At 46.4% G+C, this 18058-nt stretch carries 13 protein-coding genes; 12 read left to right on the top strand and 1 reads right to left on the bottom strand.

Features of this window, described 5'->3' with window-relative positions; translation table 11 throughout:
- Positions 1–5: 5 nt before the first annotated feature.
- From M4D81_RS22835 to glnA, 12 genes are all read left to right on the top strand, one after another.
- Entirely contained in the window at positions 6–659 is a 654-nt protein-coding gene (locus tag M4D81_RS22835; protein ID WP_071217857.1) for a response regulator, read from the top strand.
- Positions 660–818: 159 nt separating this feature from the next.
- Entirely contained in the window at positions 819–2453 is a 1635-nt protein-coding gene (locus tag M4D81_RS22830; protein ID WP_260068145.1) for a S1C family serine protease, read from the top strand.
- Positions 2454–2582: 129 nt separating this feature from the next.
- A complete protein-coding gene (locus tag M4D81_RS22825; protein WP_113057613.1) occupies positions 2583–3269 on the top strand; it encodes a response regulator transcription factor in 687 nt (228 codons plus the stop codon).
- Between the two features lies 1 nt (position 3270).
- Positions 3271–4728, top strand: coding sequence for a sensor histidine kinase (locus M4D81_RS22820; RefSeq protein ID WP_260068144.1), 1458 nt, complete (start codon positions 3271–3273; stop codon positions 4726–4728).
- Between the two features lie 52 nt (positions 4729–4780).
- Positions 4781–5731, top strand: a complete 951-nt coding sequence (locus M4D81_RS22815; RefSeq protein ID WP_071218136.1) for a 4-hydroxy-3-methylbut-2-enyl diphosphate reductase — start codon at positions 4781–4783, stop codon at positions 5729–5731.
- 485 nt (positions 5732–6216) lie between these two features.
- Entirely contained in the window at positions 6217–7173 is a 957-nt protein-coding gene (locus M4D81_RS22810) for an ABC transporter permease (RefSeq protein WP_260068143.1), read from the top strand.
- A 31-nt stretch (positions 7174–7204) separates the two neighbouring features.
- Complete coding sequence (locus M4D81_RS22805; protein WP_071217862.1) at positions 7205–8101, top strand: carbohydrate ABC transporter permease; 897 nt, start codon at positions 7205–7207, stop codon at positions 8099–8101.
- Between the two features lie 85 nt (positions 8102–8186).
- Entirely contained in the window at positions 8187–9854 is a 1668-nt protein-coding gene (locus M4D81_RS22800; protein WP_260068142.1) for an extracellular solute-binding protein, read from the top strand.
- Positions 9855–9934: 80 nt separating this feature from the next.
- The gene (locus M4D81_RS22795) at positions 9935–11500 is read left to right on the top strand and encodes a helix-turn-helix domain-containing protein (RefSeq protein WP_311200693.1); all 1566 of its coding nucleotides are present in this window, start codon (positions 9935–9937) and stop codon (positions 11498–11500) included.
- Between the two features lie 91 nt (positions 11501–11591).
- Complete coding sequence (locus M4D81_RS22790) at positions 11592–13325, top strand: sensor histidine kinase (protein ID WP_216530870.1); 1734 nt, start codon at positions 11592–11594, stop codon at positions 13323–13325.
- A gap of 171 nt (positions 13326–13496) precedes the next feature.
- Positions 13497–14552 carry a 3-deoxy-7-phosphoheptulonate synthase gene (aroF, locus tag M4D81_RS22785; RefSeq protein WP_260068141.1) on the top strand — a complete coding sequence of 352 codons (1056 nt, stop codon included), beginning with the start codon at positions 13497–13499 and terminating at the stop codon, positions 14550–14552.
- A gap of 294 nt (positions 14553–14846) precedes the next feature.
- On the top strand, positions 14847–16271 hold the full coding sequence (gene glnA, locus M4D81_RS22780; protein WP_260068140.1) for a type I glutamate--ammonia ligase: 1425 nt from the start codon (positions 14847–14849) through the stop codon (positions 16269–16271).
- Between the two features lie 183 nt (positions 16272–16454).
- Here glnA and M4D81_RS22775 read toward each other — a convergent pair whose 3' ends face one another.
- Positions 16455–17492 (bottom strand): LacI family DNA-binding transcriptional regulator, encoded by a 1038-nt coding sequence (locus M4D81_RS22775; RefSeq protein WP_194544298.1) that lies wholly within the window; start codon positions 17490–17492, stop codon positions 16455–16457.
- Between the last annotated feature and the right edge of the window lie 566 nt (positions 17493–18058).

Raw genomic sequence — 18058 nt, 5'->3', positions numbered from 1 at the left:
TCATTATGGGTACGATTCGGATATTGCTGGCGGATGATCATGATATGGTTCGTATGGGATTAAAAACGTATTTGTCGCTGGATCCGGGATTTGAAGTGATCGGAGAGGCAGCTAACGGCCAAGAGGTTGTTGATATGTTAAGAAATGGAGATGAGGCAGACCGGCCTGATCTCATTCTTATGGATCTGATGATGCCGGTGATGAACGGGGCAGAGACCACGCGTGCGGTCATGTCCGAGTTCCCGGACCAGAAGATTGTGATTCTGACCAGCTTTCTTGAAGATGAGCTTGTGGTTGAGTGCATTGAGGCGGGGGCTGTCAGTTATGTACTGAAAACCGTTTCGGCTGACGAACTCATCTATGCTCTTCAAGGAGCGTTCAGGGGCATGCCGGTCATGACCAAAGACGTGTCGGAAGCACTTACCCGCGGGATCCGCCGACATATGGTGAACGGCGATGATTCGGGGCTTACCGAGCGCGAGAAAGAAGTGCTGCTGCTCATTGCCGAGGGCAAGAGCAACAAAGAGATCGGCGAAGAGCTGCATATCAGCATTAAAACGGTTAAAACCCATGTCAGCAATCTGCTGATGAAGTGTGAGCTGGAAGACCGCACGCAATTGGCGATTTATGCTCACCGTAAGGGATGGGTCAAAATATAGCGCCATCATTCGGATCAGATTCCCTTGACGCCGCTCGGCTTTCTTTTTATCTGCCTTTTAATTGTTTTTAAGGTACTATTAAGGTTTATAGTACACAATAAGAACAGTTAATCAATTAAACCACTTGGAAGCAAGTGATTTTAAATAGGAGGTAGACCTATGGACGACCAAAGAAAGCGCTACGGGTATCCGGATGATGAGGGAATGAACAATGAGTCGACTAACAATGAAGTACCGAGACGTGAGGAAGCATCCACGAAGAATTCGTCTTATTACTATTCTTACGGACCGTTTCAGTCCATACCCAATGAACGCGATGATCAGCAGACGGAGCGACCATATCAGAGCCGGGAATCGCAGGAAGTGGAGGTTACCGCTCCGCAGCCGGTTAAACCGATACCATCCTCCGGTTTCTCGCAGTCACATTCCTCCGGAAGCCAAGGGGGCGGCGGGTCTATGGATTCGATGAAAAGAAACAAAGAATGGAACTACAGCCAGAAGCCTAAAAATTCCGTGAAGACGGTGCTGTTGTCCTTCTTGGCTGGTGTCCTTGTTATTTCAAGCCTGATGTTTGCCGCGGACCGCACGAATCTGTTTACGCCGGATGCGGCGTATTCATCGGAGCCAGCCCAAGAAACTTCAGCTAGCGTTGATGATAACGGCGGAGCTACTACGGCATCGGCCATGATTCCTTCTAATCCCGGCGATGTATCGGCGGTTGTTGACCAAGCAAGTCCAGCCGTCGTGCTGATCGAGACGCTTGTAAACAGCAGCAATCGTCAAAACACGAATCCGAACATGAATGATCCGTTCTGGTACTTCTTTGGCGGCGGACAATCGAGCCAGGGAGGAAATGGCGGAAACGGTGGAAGCAGCAATAACGGAGGTCAGGAATCCCAGCTTCAGCCCTCAGGCATCGGCTCGGGCTTCATCTTTGAGAAGTCAGGATACATTTTGACGAATGAGCATGTGATCCATGGCGCAGATGTGATCCAGGTGACGGTTCAGGGTACCAAAAAACCATATGAAGCGAAGCTGCTCGGTTCCAGCTATGAGCTCGATTTGGCCGTACTAAAAATCGAAGGGGCCGATTTTCCATCGGTGCAGCTAGGCGACTCCAACTCGCTGAAGGTTGGTGAATGGCTTGTTGCCATCGGTAACCCGCACGGTTTTGAGCATACGGTAACCGCAGGTGTACTTAGCTCGAAGGAACGCGAGATCGATATTCAAGGAACGAATGGCGAGGATGATCGTAATTATGAGCATCTTCTGCAAACCGATGCTTCGATTAATCCGGGTAACTCCGGTGGACCGCTTCTCAATCTGAAGGGCGAGGTTATCGGGATGAATGTAGCCGTCAGCGCGGAAGCGCAAGGGATCGGGTTTGCGATTCCGTCCAGCACGATCAAGGAAGTTGTGGAATACCTGAAGAACAACGAGGAAGTTCCAAAAGAGCCGGTTCCGTTTATCGGGGCAAGCCTTGGAACGGTCACTCCGCAAATTGCCCAATCCTTGGGCACCGACGTAACGGAAGGTTCTTATGTTGACAGCGTCGTATTCCGTTCGCCGGCTTATGAAGCGGACCTGCGTCAATATGACATCATTGTGGGCGTGGACGGGACGAAATATCCGACCTCGAAGGATTTGACTGAATTCATACAATCGAAGAAAGTCGGAGACAAAATTACGTTGAATGTGGTTCGTAACGGCAAGAAGATTGATCTGCCGCTGACAATCGGGGACCGTAATAAGTTTGATCTATCCCAACAGCAGCAACAACAGCAACAACCGTAACCCTGGATATGTGTGACAACAAGCGGAAGGGACCGTTCCCTTCCGCTTGTCTTGTCCTTGAGACGACCGATATAATGGGATTGTAACGTCGTACTAAATTTAACGCTAGAAGATAGAGGAGATGCCGCTATGCGATCCCGGATATTAATTGTAGATGATGATGAGAAGATTATTTCGATGCTGCGCAGGGGACTTGCGTTTGAGGGCTATGACGTCCTGACCGCGTCCAACGGAGCGGAAGGTTTGAAAGTAATTTTGAGTGAGGACCCGGACGTTGTCGTTCTGGATGTCATGATGCCTCAGGTCGATGGATTTGAAGCGCTGCGCAGACTCCGGGAAGGCGGAAGCACGACACCTGTGCTAATGCTGACGGCGAAGGATGAGGTGGAGAATCGTGTGAAGGGACTGGATACCGGAGCGGATGATTACTTAGTCAAACCCTTCGCGCTGGAGGAGCTGCTCGCCCGCGTACGTGCCTTGCTGCGCCGCAAAACCGGGGATGATAGCTCTAACCACCGACTGACCTTCGAGGATCTCGTGATGGATACCGATGCAAGGGAAGTCATTCGCAGCGGGCAAAGACTGGAGCTCACCGCCAAGGAATTTGAGCTGCTGCATCTGTTTATGCAAAATCCGAAGCGGGTGCTGTCCCGCGATTTGATCATGGATAAAATATGGGGCTATGACTACAGCGGGGAGTCCAATGTGCTGGAGGTTTACATCGCCATGCTCCGGCAAAAGACCGAGGAACATGGAGGTAAACGGCTGATCCAGACGATCCGCGGAGCCGGCTATATTTTAAGAGGAGATAACTAGCATGTCCATTCGGTTAAGACTGACAGCATGGTATACCGGCATTTTATTTGTGACACTGCTGATTTTCAGCTCGGCGGTGTATGGCTTTGTCCATTTGTATACGTATGAGGAGTTAAAACAGCGATTAGTACAGGAAGCGAATAAAATCGGTTACACGTCTTCGTCTGTTGCGCTTCTACCGGATCGTTCCTCCGCGCTTAATATGGAGGCAGCTGATCTATACGTTCAGCTTTATACTTTCTATAATGGATCCATCTGGAGATCTGGCAATATGGAGTTCAGTGGTTTGCAATTTGAGAATCCAACTGTAGAAAGAGCGTTAAGTATGACTAAACCCGGAGAGTTTAAACGGTTTTCCTTTAATGGGGTATCCTTCCTTGTATACGAATCCCCAGTTGTTGAAACGAACTCAAGGAAATTATTCGGATGGCTTCAAATTGGTTCCAACACAAGGTTAATCGATGAGACACTTGACCGACTTCAATCCATCCTCATCATGGGATCCGCAGCAACCCTAGTCATTGCTTCAACGCTTGGCTTGTTCCTCGCCCGGAAATCCATGAAACCGATCGGCAAGGTCACGGAGGCGGCGGAGCAGATCCAGAAGGGTACCGACCTCAGCGTACGAATCGAATACGATGGGCCAGAAGACGAGATCGGGCAATTAATCGGCACGTTTAACGGCATGCTGGAGAGGACGGAGGGCTTTTACAAAGAGCTTGAAGATGCCTATGCGGCCCAGCGCCGGTTTGTATCGGATGCTTCCCATGAACTCCGAACGCCGCTGACCACCATCCGGGGAAATGTGGATCTCCTCCAGAAGATGTGGACGGAAACCCCTGGTGAGAGAGCGAATATGGACGAAGAAACGATCAAGCAAATCTCGTTCGAAGCTGTGGGAGATATATCCGATGAAGCGAAGCGGATGAGCCGGCTGGTGAACGATATGTTATCTCTGGCGCGAGCCGATACCGGCCAGACCTTTGAACTGCATCCGGTTCCTCTGCAGCCTTTGGTTGAAGAGGTCGCACGGCGCGCTCATTTCCTTGATAAAACCGCTGAGTGGCATGTCGGAGAGCTGTCTGTCCTAAACGGTGTTTATGTAGAAGGAAATAAGGACTACTTGCAGCAGATGCTGTTCATCTTTATCGAGAATGCATTCAAGTATACGCCGGAGGGTGAAGTCAGCCTGGATGTCGTCCTGTACAAGGGTCAGGTCGGGCTGCGAATTTCAGATACGGGGATCGGCATGGATAAGGATGAGGTTCCGTTTATATTCGAGCGTTTCTATCGCGCGGATCAGTCCAGAGGCATCACGAGCGGGACCGGTCTTGGCTTATCCATCGCCAAATGGATTATTGATGAGCACAAGGGCTCTGTCGAGGTTGTTACCCGAAGAGGAGAAGGCAGCACCTTTATCGTCTGGCTGCCCGTCGTCTTTGCTCCTCCGCTGGAATAGGTTATAATAGACTGGATACTTTACGTATGACAACGGAAAGCAGGTGAGGATCATCGAAGTCTTGAAAATATCACCGAGAGGTTACTGTTACGGTGTCGTTGACGCTATGGTCTTGGCACGTCAGGCGGCCCAGAATCTGGATCTTCCTCGGCCTATTTATATATTGGGCATGATTGTGCATAACAGTCATGTCACGCAATCCTTTGAGGATGAAGGCATCATTACACTGGACGGTCCGAACCGGATGGAAATCCTGAGCCAGGTGGAGAGCGGCACCGTCATATTTACCGCACACGGGGTCTCTCCCGAAGTACGCAAGCTTGCGCGAGATAAAGGGTTAACCACGCTCGACGCAACATGTCCGGATGTTACGAAAACCCATGATTTGATCCGGGAGAAGGCAGCGGACGGGTATGAGATCATTTATATCGGGAAGAAGGGACATCCCGAACCGGAAGGCGCGATCGGGATTGCACCGGATCACGTACATCTGATCGAGAAGGAAGAAGAGATCGAACAGCTTCAGGTAAAATCGTCCCGAATCATCATTACGAACCAGACGACGATGAGTCAATGGGACATCAAGCATATCATGAAGAGTCTGCTCGATAAATTCCCGGGAGCGGAGATTCATAATGAAATCTGCCTTGCAACACAAGTTCGACAGGAGGCGGTAGCCGAGCAAGCGGGCCAGGCGGATTTGGTTATCGTGGTCGGGGATCCGCGCAGCAATAACTCAAACCGTCTTGCACAGGTATCCGAAGAGATAGCCGGCGTACCGGCTCACCGCATTGGCGATGTGACGGAGCTTAAACGCGAATGGCTTGAAGGCGTAGGCAAAGTGGCTGTGACATCAGGGGCATCAACACCGACTCCGATTACCAAGGAAGTCATCGCCTATTTGGAACAGTATGAACATGATCAGCCGGAAACCTGGGAGATCAAGCGCACGGTGAATATGAATAAATTGCTTCCGCCTGTACGGGTGAAGAGCAAGTCATAAGAATTTTAATACAACGGTTGCGATCAATCGCAACCGTTGTATTTTTGTTGATATCGGTGTGTCCTTAATATGATCCCGTCATCGTCATAGTTGATGGCCATATGCTTGGAATTGTGTATTCTGCCGTTAATAATTGATTAGTATCATTTTTCATGATCGCTCGGCTAAATGTTGATAGAGCTTATGATACTTCCCCTTGTAGTGAATGGTGGAACAACTGTTCATGTGAATTGAACTTGACACTATTGACGCAAGGGGATTTTCTATATGTCCGGGATTAAGATGCCAGGGTGAATTAGAACTACCTGCCCTGTTAAAGGAACTTTTTTGGGGTTTCTATCCCTCCCGTAAGCTGTAAGCGTTTTAATTTTCGATTGAATAATATCATTTTTCGTTGAATAGGCAAATGTTTATATGGGATCATTTATTCTACAATGTTAGACATCAGGTAAACTTCATGGCATAGAACACACGGGGGGTTGGACATGGCGCAAATATCCGTAGAACAGGAAACTGTTCCAAAACGGAAGAGAGACAATGGATTCATTCGCTTTTTTAAACAGTGGGATATTCAGTTAATGGTACTTCCCGCTCTCGCACTCATTTTTATTTTCAGTTATATACCGATGTACGGTATTCTGATGTCGTTTCAGGATTTTAATATCTTCAAAGGCATGGGAGACAGCCCCTGGGTAGGGATGAAGCATTTCCGGATGTTCTTTGAGTCTCCGGAGTTTATGAACGTGATGCGAAACACTATCGTAATCAGCTTACTCAAGTTTCTGATTGGCTTTCCAGCTCCGATCCTGCTTGCGTTGATGCTGAATGAAGTGCGACATCTGTTCTTCAAGAGATTGGTGCAGACCGTTAGTTATTTACCCCATTTCTTATCCTGGGTTATCGTATCAGGGTTTGTGGTTTCCTTGCTTTCTACCGATAACGGAAGTGTAAACATTCTATTAGAAAAAATGAACTTGATTAAAGAGCCTATTAACTTTCTATCCATTCCTGAATACTTCTGGGGGATATTGGTGACCACAGGGCTCTGGAAGGAAATTGGGTTTTCCTCCATCGTTTACTTGGCGGCTGTAGCGGGTGTAGATCCCCATATGTACGAGGCTGCGGATATGGATGGAGCGAGCAAATTCAGACAGATCTTTACGATTACATTACCGTCCATCATGCCTGTCGTTATCATCTTTATGATTCTGGCAATAGGTAGCCTGCTCAATGCAGGATTTGAGGATATTTTGCTCTTGGCTAAGAACCCTGTTTTAAGAGAGGTATCAGATGTAATTGATACTTATGTTTACCGAATTGGTATTGAAAACTCCCGGTTCTCTTATGCAACGGCTGTAGGCTTGTTCAAAGCGGTAATCAGCGTGATGCTTCTGACCATTGCCAACGTGGTAGCACGCAGATCAGGTAACAGTCTATGGTAAAACGAACATCGTATAGAGGGGAGCGATTAGATTGGTACGTTTAGGATTCGGTGATCGCCTCATGGTGATTATGATCTATGTCTGTTTAGCATTTTTGGCCTTTGTGACCTTTTATCCTTTCTGGAATGCACTTGTAATTTCATTTAACTCCGGAGCGGACACATCGCTTGGAGGAGTTACATTCTGGCCGAGAGATTTTACATTGGAGAACTACGAAATCGTGTTTCAGGATAAACGCTTGTTGAACGGCTTCGGCATATCCGTAGCACGTACGATCATTGGAACGATTACTTCGATTCTCGTAACTTCCATCTTCGCATACGGCATGACCAAGCGCGAACTGATGGGCCGCAAATATTACATGATTATGTGTATCGTGACCATGTATTTCACTGGCGGATTAATCCCAAGCTTCATGCTAACTCGCAGTTTGGGCTTGATGGATTCTTTCTGGGTGTTCATTATTCCCGGTTTGGTAAGTGTATGGAATATGATCATATTCCGAACCTTCTTTGCTGGCTTGCCTAATGGCTTGGAAGAATCGGCAAAAATTGATGGTGCGGGTAACTGGGGAATCTTCTTTAAGATTATCCTGCCATTATCGGGACCGGTTATTGCCACTTTGTCATTATTCACGGCGGTATATCACTGGAATGAGTGGTTCTTGCCTAGTATTTATATCAATAAAGAAGAATTACTGCCGATACAAACGATACTGCGTCAAATATTGAATTCCAACATTATGTCTGAACAGATGAGTAATTTGGACTCAGCCTCTCAGGCCGCATTATCCCGAATGCAAAGTGTGACAACGAAATCGTTGTCCATGGCAACAATGATTGTTGCTACAGTTCCGATCATCATGGTATACCCTTTTGTACAGAAGCATTTTGTTAAGGGAGTACTGGTGGGATCGTTGAAAGAGTAGCACATGTATGGCAAGCAATCCTGTTGTTTGAAGCTTAGCTTTAGACATAAATATCAAGGGGAATTATGAAAGGGGAAATTAGAGAATGAGGCTCAGAAAAAAATCTTTGGCCACATCGGTTACTGCGTTGTTAGCAGCGGCTTTAATGCTGTCAGCATGCAGCGGTGGTACTAAGACAGCTAACCCGACTCCTAGCGACAATGGAACCACCACACCGCCAACAGAAGCAGCATCAGACAAGTTTGTACTGGGTGAGCAACCGCTTGATTTTAGCTTTTATGGTCACTATGACTGGTACACCATGCCAACATGGGGAGAAGATGCCGCAACGAAATGGATTAAAGAGAATAAAAAAGTCGATGTAAAAGCGGTTAACTCCCAAGGTAATGCTCAACAAAAATTCAACACGATGATTGCTTCCGACGAGCTTCCTGATGTGATTTGGCTGGAGCGGGGATCGGATGTTGAAAAATTGAGAGAAAACGGCATGCTCGTACCTTACGATGACTACTTGGATAAATATCCGAACTTGAAGGAATGGTTGGGTGAGGCAGGAATCAACATGCTTCGTTCCCCTGACGGCAAGCTGTATCAATTCCCTAACTGGTATACCAGCCAACCGAACGGTAATGCAGGTTATGTAGTCAACAGTAAAATTTATAAAGAGCTTGGCGAGCCTAAGCTGGAAACAACGGACGATTTGACTAAATACCTGGAAGCTGTCAAGGCGAAATACGGAAACGCTGTAGTTCCTTATGAACCAGGTATTGAAGGACAAGGGATTGATGTGTTGTACTCTGCTTTCAAAGAGAATGCAATGACACGTTGGATTACCATTCGTGGTGTGCCTAACGGAGATAAATTGACTTCGATCTTTACGGATCCAACATATCGCGAATCGATGCAATATGCAGCGAAGTTATTCCGTGATAAACTGATTTCTCAAGATGCATTGACTCAAACCGCTGACCAAATCAAGGAAAAAGTAATGACAGGCCGTGTTGCTGTATATGCAGCTTCCAGCCCGACTGAAAATGCAATGAACGCGCATGCGGAACTCGTTGCCAAAGATCCGGAAGCCGGTTATTTCATGATCTGGCCGATTCATAAGGAAGGTCTGGACAAGAATAAAATCTTCCCGGGAACCTATACTCAACTGGGTTGGAACGTAAGCGTTATTACGAAAGCTGCAAAAAATCCTGAAGCGATCTTTGCTTTCCTGGACTGGTATACAGGTCCTGAAGGTCAAACCCTATTAATGTGGGGACCGGAAGGCGGATATTGGGATGGATATGAAGAAGATGGTATAACGCCTAAGTTTACTGAGAAATATGTTACGGATGCTGCGGGTCTTGGTAAATTGCAAGCGGAAACAACAAACCTTCAGTGGAACGGAAACACGGTATTTATTGATACAGCAAAAGCGAAATACGAAAGCACATTGCCAGAAGAAGAGCGTAACTGGTCAACTCGTTGGCAATATGAAATAACTTGGAAAACTCAAGCAAATGCAACGGAATTCATCAATCTTGATCCGGCTCCAGAAAGCGAAGAAGGTATTATCCGTCAGCGTGTAGAAGATATCTACACAGAAGCTAGAGCGAAGGCGCTGTTTGCGAAGGACGATGCTGAAGTACTGGCTGTCTTGGACAAAGCAGAAGCGGATGCTCAAGCAGCTGGATATGATAAACTTCTTGCATTCAAAACAACGAAATGGCAAGAAAATTTGGCTCAAATGAAGGGTCAAAAGTAGAATAACGTAAACCGAAAGGGTATGCTGCATCTGCAGCATACCCTTATCGAAATTTAGGGGAGAGGATACCCATCTATAAAGTGCTGCTGGCTGACGATGAAATATTGGACCTAGAGGGCATGAGGAGCTTTATTCCATGGGAGAGTCTTGGAATGACCGTGGTTGATTCGGTCAATAACGGATTTGCAGCATGGGAAGTCCTGCAACGAGAAGATATCGACATTCTAGTGACGGATGTCCGCATGCCCAATATGACTGGTATTGAATTAGCGCAAAAAGCGCTGAAGATACATGATGAATTACAGGTTATTTTCGTGAGTGGTTACCAGGATTTCAGTTATGTTAAACAGGCAATCGCATTAAACGCTTGTAATTACGTGCTGAAGCCCATGGAGGACCAAGAGCTGATTGAAGAGTTGACCAAAGTTCGGATTGAGCTGGACAGGCTCCATGACCGCAAGGAAACAGAACGGGCTTATCAACTGATGGTACCGATTCTCAAAAATCAGTATCTGCTGCAAATTCTCCAGAAGCCTTATGACGGTGCCATGCTGGGTATTATTAAGCGGGAATACCAACTTCATGAGATGAACTGGCCCGTGCGAGTAATATTGCTTGAAGTGGATGATGTCAGCTCCTGGCGGAGCAATCATTACGAGGTCGAGAATCCGAGTGGATTAAATGAGCAGTACTTCACGAGTTTGCATAAGCAGCTGGAGAGTTGCGGATTCAGGCATATATGCAAGGTGACAGATCAGCGGATGGCAGTACTCATGGATACGACAAAAGACAAGGAAGAGGTTCAGTCATTACTGACAGCGCTAGGCCAAGAGTATCCCCTTACCGTGACCGTAGGTGAGGGAGGGACTGCGAATCGGCTTGAAGAACTTCATCCGTCCTACGTTATGGCAGAGGGTGCCCTTGACTATAAAATGTTTCGTGGAAAAGGGAAATGGATACTTTATAACGAAGTGCCGACAGAGGACCGGGAGGACGCCAAAAGCCTCGATATCAGGCTGGACTCTTTATTTACCGCTATGACGAATTATGAGATCGTCAAAATCCACGATGAGATCGAAGCCATACAACTGCTTGCATCCAATATCCGCTCCAAATTTACGGTTCGAAATCTTGGAGTATACATTATATTGAAGTTGGACGCGCATTTGCATACGATGCATGAAGACCTGTTTCGGATGCTGGGAATCGAACTGAAAAACCTCGATGTACTCTTGCAATTTGAAACGATGGACGATATTTTCTCGTGGTTAAGAATGAAAGTTTTTGAGATTTCGGAGCAATTGAAATTTCGCAAATCGTCCAAGAATGGACGTCTTGTTGAGGAGATTATTGATAATATACGAGAGCGGGTTCACGAGAATATTACGCTCCGGGATATGGCGAACCGTTTTTCCTTTTCTCCAAACTATCTAGGTGTTCTGTTTAAGGAAGAAACCGGTTATAATTTTAGTGATTATGTCATCAAGATTCGTATGGAGCGAGCCAGAGATCTATTAGTCAGCACGAAACTTAAAATATATGAAGTGGCTTCTCAAACAGGTTACCAGTATTTGCCCTATTTTAGTCGTCAATTCAAAGAGATGTATGGAATGACACCACTGGAGTATAGGCGTAAACACTCTTAATACTACTATACCGCTTGTAATGAGGTTGTGATTAGGTTTGGCGGGGAAATTCGAGCGTATCCGGGTCAAGATACCATTTGGCTTCAAATTAATGATTTCTTACTGTGTATTCATCATAATACCGGTATTGCTTGTAGGAAATATCGCGAACCAGGTATTTATCAAATCGATTAGAGAACAAACGTATAATAACATTCAGGGTACCCTGCACCAAATGAGTGATAATATTTCGTATAAAATGGAAGACATCGTCCGCGTTTCCGACATGCTCTACTTTGATTCGTCCTTTAATAACCGACTGCGTTATTCAGAAAGTACATGGGTAAGCTACGATACGATGGTCAATGTCCTGATTCCGAAGTTGGAAACGGCGATTAACACAGCGAACTCCAAGATTTGGCTGTCTATTTATTTACGGAATGAAGAGTTAAGGGAAATTTATAATAATTATAGTTACTCTGATCCGCTTGAATCCAACACGCGTTTATTTGATATATATCAGTATGAGCGTCTGGTGGATAAGACCTGGTACAAGCTCTATCCCCAAGAGGAAAACTATGGATCGACGCTGGAATGGAAGCAGGTTGAAAATGATGCGGGCAACGGTCGCATTTCACTCTTGCGCAGGCTGATCGATATCAGTTCTATACAGCTGCAGGAGATTGGATTCGTGCGAATCAATGTCAGTCTCGAAGATATGTTCGAAAGCATGGATTATAACAAAATCGGTGATGGGACAGCGTTATATTTGTCGGATTCGCAAGGCAGAGTCATTCTTTCTTCAGGCGGGGTACAGACAACCGTGTTTAAGGAGAACGAGCTGCGCAATAATGGAGACTTGCTTATTCGTAAGCCGATTCCCGTGCTCGGCTGGAATCTTATCGCTGTCGTTCCTGCAGAAATCGTGGAGAAAGATACGGTGAAAATCCGGAACCTCACCCTGCTTATTTGCCTCATTTGCATTGCTATATTTTTTATAGTCAGCATCGTGATATCCAAGTACTTCAGCTTACGCGTATCCAAGATCGTCTCTGTTCTGGATTCTTTTCAGGAAGGTGCATTTCATAAACGGGCTCAGTTCAAGGGAAATGATGAGTTTACACATATCGCTTCAGCCCTGAATGATATGGGCAGCAATATCGGCAAGCTGATTAATGAGGTGTATCTGGCCGACCTTCAGAAAAAACAAGCGGAACTGGAGTCGCTGCATGCGCAGATTAATCCGCATTTCCTATATAACACCCTATCCTCCATTAGCCGTCTGGCACGGTTTGGGATGCTGGATAAGCTGCAGCGCATGGTGATGGACTTAGCGAAGTTTTATCGCCTGTCTCTTAATGATGGACGGAATATCATCTCTGTGAAGAATGAGTTGGAACAGGCTCAGGCATATGTGGATATTCAAAAGATTAAATACGACGAACGCATGCAGGTTACTTATGATTTTGAGCCGGAAGTGGTCCGGTATGAAACCGTGAAACTGATTTTGCAGCCGTTTATCGAGAATGTGCTGGAGCATGCCTGGACCGGGGATTATATACATGTTCGAATTACCGCCAGAGTGCTGGAAGATGTTCTGGAATTTAAAATTATCGATAATGGCGTCGGGTTCCCGCCCGGCAGAGTTCTGGACAATACAGGCGGACAGGATCTAACCAATGCCGGATATGGCATTCGGAATGTGGATCAACGAATCAAACTTCACTATGGCAGCGAATACGGGGTTACATTATTCAGCCGTGCCGGTATTGGGACGACGGTAAGAATTGTGATCCCCCTCGTGAAGCGAACCGTAGCGGAAGGACGCAGCAAAACATTGATGTAACAGATGATTTATATCTCCCGATCGTTCAGGCTTCAAGAATGGGCTTGACGAGGGGAGATATTTTTTGTATATTTACTTTATCGGTTAAAAGCATAAAAGCTTAAAAGCGAACAAGCGCGAAAGTGACTATCCAACAATAAAATGGAATATATTCAGAAAGAAGGTTTTATTATGATCGTTATTACATCCAATCAAATATCAGAGGAACAAGTTCAGTATATTGTAAGCGAGATTGAGAAGGAAGGACTCCAGGCTCATGTATCCAAGGGAGCGGATCGTACCGTGATCGGGCTGATCGGCAGCGTAAACCCGAAGCTTGCGGAGCATCTTCGCCAAATGAAGGGCGTAGAGAATGTAGTTAAAATCTCCAAGTCCTACAAGCTTGCGAGTCGTGATTTCCATCCGGATGATACCGTCATTGATATTAAAGGCACCAAGATTGGCGGCGGCAATCTGGTCGTTATGGGTGGTCCATGCGCCGTGGAATCGCCGCAGCAGATTGACGAGATTGCACAGCTGGTTAAGGCAGCAGGCGGACAAGTGCTTAGAGGTGGCGCATTTAAGCCTCGCACGGGTCCATACAGCTTCCAGGGCGTTGGCGTCGAAGGTTTGATCATGATGGCGGAAGCCGGGCAAAAACACGGCCTGTTGACGATTACGGAGGTTATGACGCCTGAATACGTGGATATATGTGCGGAGTACGCCGATATCCTGCAAGTTGGTACCCGCAATATGCAAAATTTCGATCTGCTTCGGAAACTGGGCACCTGCGGCAAGCCGGTTTTGCTGAAAAGAGGTTTCAGTGCAACCTATGATGAATTCCTGAATGCAGCGGAGTACATTCTTGCCGGCGGCAATCCGAATGTCATGCTCTGTGAACGTGGAATCCGAACATTCGAAACTTACACCCGCAATACGCTGGATTTATCTGCCATCCCTGTTTTACAAGGGTTGAGTCATCTTCCGGTCATCTCTGATCCGAGTCATGGAACGGGACGACGCGAGCTTGTCGAACCGATGTCCAAGGCATCCGTGGCGGCCGGAGCAGACGGCCTTATTATTGAGATGCATACAGACCCGGATAATTCCATGACAGGTGACGGGGTTCAATCCCTGTTCCCGGATCAATTCGCCGCACTGCTTAAAGACTTGGAGCAGCTGGCCCCATTGGTAGGCAAAAGCTTTGCGACTGCCAAAGCGCCTGCTTCTGAATTTGCGCGCGTATAGCATTTGAGCAGTGACGCTGCAACCACAGGGATCGCGTTAAGAACCTGGTCAAGGTTCACCATTTCCTTAAATCTAATTGAGAAGACACCTGCAAAGAGCTTGCAGGTGTCTTTTTTCTGAGTTTACATTAACTGGTTTCTCATGTCATATAAGTTAACATTGTTTTCAAAAATACCTTACATAGGTATTGACGTCAGGTTATCTCCCGGCATATAATGACGAAAAGAAATCGAAAGATTATGAACATTGTTAAGCTGTTTAAGTCTTAATGTTCGGAAATTGGGAGGAAGAGACATGTCGGTAGAGAAAGTATTGCAAACCATTAAAGAGAACAATATTGAGTGGGTCGATTTTCGTTTTGTAGACTTGTCGGGACGGGTTCATCATATTAGCTTGCCGGCTTCAGAAGTAGACGAAGAAACATTCGTGAACGGGGTAGCATTTGATGGATCTTCTATTCCAGGATTCCGCGGCATTGAAGAATCGGATATGGTTATGATGCCTGATCCGGAGTCTTGCTATATCGATCCGTTTACAGCACATCCTACGCTTAACATTATGAGCAACATCTATACTCCGGAAGGGGATGCTTACGAGCGTGACCCGCGCGGTATCGCAGCTCGTGCCGAGCAATACCTTCAGGAGGCAGGTATCGGAACAGCGGCATTCTTTGCACCGGAATCCGAGTTCTTCCTGTTTGATGAAGTTCGCTATGAAAGCTCCATGAACAGCTCCAGCTATTTCGTAGACTCCGAGGAAGCGCATTGGAATACGAACCGTAAGGAAGAAGGCGGCAACCTTGGCTTCAAAGTTGGCGTTAAGGGCGGATATGTTCCAGTAGCGCCTGTGGATACGCAGCAAGACATCCGCAGCGAAATGTGTCGTTTGCTTGATGAAGCAGGACTTCGCGTTGAGCGTCACCACCATGAAGTAGCAACTGCCGGCCAAGCGGAAATCAACTTCCGTTTCGATACATTGAAAAAAACAGCTGACAATTTGTTGATCTATAAATATATCGTGCATAACACAGCGCGCCAATATGGCAAAACCGCTACGTTCATGCCGAAGCCATTGTTTGGGGATAACGGAAGCGGCATGCACGTTCACCAATCCATTTTCGATGGCGACACCCCATTGTTCTACGAGAAAGGCGCTTATGCGAACCTGAGCGAAACAGCGATCCACTATATCGGCGGTATTCTGTACCATGCGCCTGCATTGATCGCTTTGACGAATCCGAGCACCAACTCCTTCAAACGTCTGGTACCAGGCTATGAAGCGCCGGTTAACCTCGTATTCTCGAAGGGCAACCGTTCTGCCGCAGTGCGGATTCCGGTTGCAGCGGTAACACCTAAAGGCTGCCGCATCGAGTTCCGTACACCGGATTCCACGGCGAACCCTTACCTTGCATTCTCCGCTATGCTGATGGCTGGCTTGGACGGTATCAAGCGCAAAATCGATCCAACCGCACTCGGATATGGACCATTCGATAAAAACATCTATGAATTGTCTGACGCCGAGAAGAAAGAAATCCGCAGCGTACCAGGTTCCCTGGATGAAGCTTTGGATGCACTTCAAGCAGACTATGAGTTCTTGACAGAAGGCGGCGTATTTACGAAGGAATTCCTCGAGAACTTCATCGAGTTCAAGCGTGCCGAAGCCAAAGCGGTTAATATCCGCGTTCATCCGCACGAGTACTCCTTGTACTACGATCTGTAATAAACAACGTTAAAAAGCCCCGGGCATGATGCCCGGGGCTTTTTTTTGTACACATATAAGTCTCGCTAGGTTTAGGTTTTAGGTGCGGATTACCATGCCAAATGAGATCAAGGGCTATTTTCAAAGGCATGCATTACTAGCGCTGCTCTTAGCTAAAACATACCCGTCACTAAAGCTTTACTCTCAAAAGTAACCATAGTTATGCGTATTGCTTCCGCAAGATTCACGGACGATGAGCTCAGGCTCGACGACGAAGGAGCTCACCGGTGATTGCTTATGGATAAGGTCGTAGAGCATGAGCGCTGCCAGGCGGCCGATTTTCTCTTTATTTTGCCGAATCGTCGTTAATTTGGGAGTTGTATATTTGCACGCTTCAATATCGTCGCAACCGATGATCGATACATCGTCAGGGACATTCAGGCCGTGTTCCTGAAGCGCTTGGATGGCTCCAATCGCAATCTGGTCGGAGGCTGCAAAGATCGCGCGGGGGAGAGAACCCGCTTGAATCAGCCGCGTCATGGCTTTATATCCGCTTGCCTCATGAAAATCTTCACCGTTCAGGAACCATTCCGCACGGGCCGGAAGCCCGAAGCTTTCCATGGCGTTACGATAACCGGCCTCACGCATGTTGGAGATTTCAGACTCCTTGCTGCCTCCGATGAACCCCAAGTCTCTGAGGCCTTGAAGATAGAAATGCTCCACGACCTTTGAGGACATTTTGTAATTATCGGACATGATATGCCCCGACATTTCGCCGAACAGTTCTATATCGACCCCGATACACGGAATGTCGCTCTCATCAAGCTCCTTAATGGAGGGCTCGATTTCCTCGCCGGATATAATGACACAGCCATCCACCTGATAATGACGGCATCGGCCGAGGTAGTCGGCGTCATCCCCTTGGAATTTCTCATTCGAAAAAAACAGCAGATCGTAACCGAGCACCCCCATTTGTTTCTTAAAGGAATTGAGAACTTCAACAAAAAAAGGATGGGTAAAATCGACATTCAGCTTTCCCGCAAATATGATGCCGATTAAATTGGATTTTTTGGTTGCTAATGTTTTCGCGGAGTTCGAAGGGGTGTATCCCGTCTCTTTCATAATTTCCAACACCCGTGCTTTGGTTTCCTCGGACACATCACTGTAGTTGTTGATAATCTTGGAGACGGTGGATACGGATACCCCGGCCATTTTAGCGATTGTTTTAATGTTTAACGCCATGCGAAACGCCCCTTATTCTGTTTATGATGTCACTTCATAATTTTCGTAAGTTTTCGTTAATCATGATTGCCAATGATCTGTATGTGTAAGGTTGAGGAGAGAAAGAGCCGTTCTATACATGTTTTCTGCTCGAAATATGTTGTTTAAGAACACGATTTTATACGATCCGATAGAGTGATAGCGGAAAATATGTCGATCGATCCTACCATTGTGATCAGTATTAACCAATCCGGTTGCAACGTATACAGCACATATCCGAAACTGTTTCGTAAATTAGTGTATCTGCTTTACCTAGGTAAGTCAATGAAGAGAATAGCCGCAATGCTAGTGATAGAAAGGAATTATACTGAAATATGTTCAATAATGAAATATTGCGACAAAGAGAAAAAAAGCTTTGACAAACAAAAAATTATGAGTAATAATAGGCCTTGCGAAACCGCTTTCGGTATATTTCGCTAAATTACGAAAATTTATAATGAATGTTTCGTAACATCAAGATTGTACTGTGCGAGAAAAGGCGAAAATGATGAATCCGGTTTCATAATGAATTGCACTTTAATTTCAGG

The sequence above is a fragment of the Paenibacillus sp. p3-SID867 genome (assembly GCF_025142895.1).
Taxonomy (GTDB): Bacteria; Bacillota; Bacilli; order Paenibacillales; family Paenibacillaceae; genus Paenibacillus_AQ.
Note: the sequence above shows the minus strand (reverse complement) of the source record. Positions and strands in the feature narration are given on the sequence as shown.

What these genes read in the sequence shown, in the direction of transcription:
- M4D81_RS22810 (WP_260068143.1), top strand. Translation starts at nt 6,217, where the DNA reads ATGGCGCAAATATCCGTAGAACAGGAAACTGTTCCAAAACGGAAGAGA.
- M4D81_RS22800 (WP_260068142.1), top strand. Translation starts at nt 8,187, where the DNA reads ATGAGGCTCAGAAAAAAATCTTTGGCCACATCGGTTACTGCGTTGTTA.
- M4D81_RS22830 (WP_260068145.1), top strand. Translation starts at nt 819, where the DNA reads ATGGACGACCAAAGAAAGCGCTACGGGTATCCGGATGATGAGGGAATG.
- M4D81_RS22835 (WP_071217857.1), top strand. Translation starts at nt 6, where the DNA reads ATGGGTACGATTCGGATATTGCTGGCGGATGATCATGATATGGTTCGT.
- M4D81_RS22825 (WP_113057613.1), top strand. Translation starts at nt 2,583, where the DNA reads ATGCGATCCCGGATATTAATTGTAGATGATGATGAGAAGATTATTTCG.
- M4D81_RS22790 (WP_216530870.1), top strand. Translation starts at nt 11,592, where the DNA reads ATGATTTCTTACTGTGTATTCATCATAATACCGGTATTGCTTGTAGGA.
- glnA (WP_260068140.1), top strand. Translation starts at nt 14,847, where the DNA reads ATGTCGGTAGAGAAAGTATTGCAAACCATTAAAGAGAACAATATTGAG.
- M4D81_RS22775 (WP_194544298.1), bottom strand. Translation starts at nt 17,492, where the DNA reads ATGGCGTTAAACATTAAAACAATCGCTAAAATGGCCGGGGTATCCGTA.
- M4D81_RS22820 (WP_260068144.1), top strand. Translation starts at nt 3,271, where the DNA reads ATGTCCATTCGGTTAAGACTGACAGCATGGTATACCGGCATTTTATTT.
- aroF (WP_260068141.1), top strand. Translation starts at nt 13,497, where the DNA reads ATGATCGTTATTACATCCAATCAAATATCAGAGGAACAAGTTCAGTAT.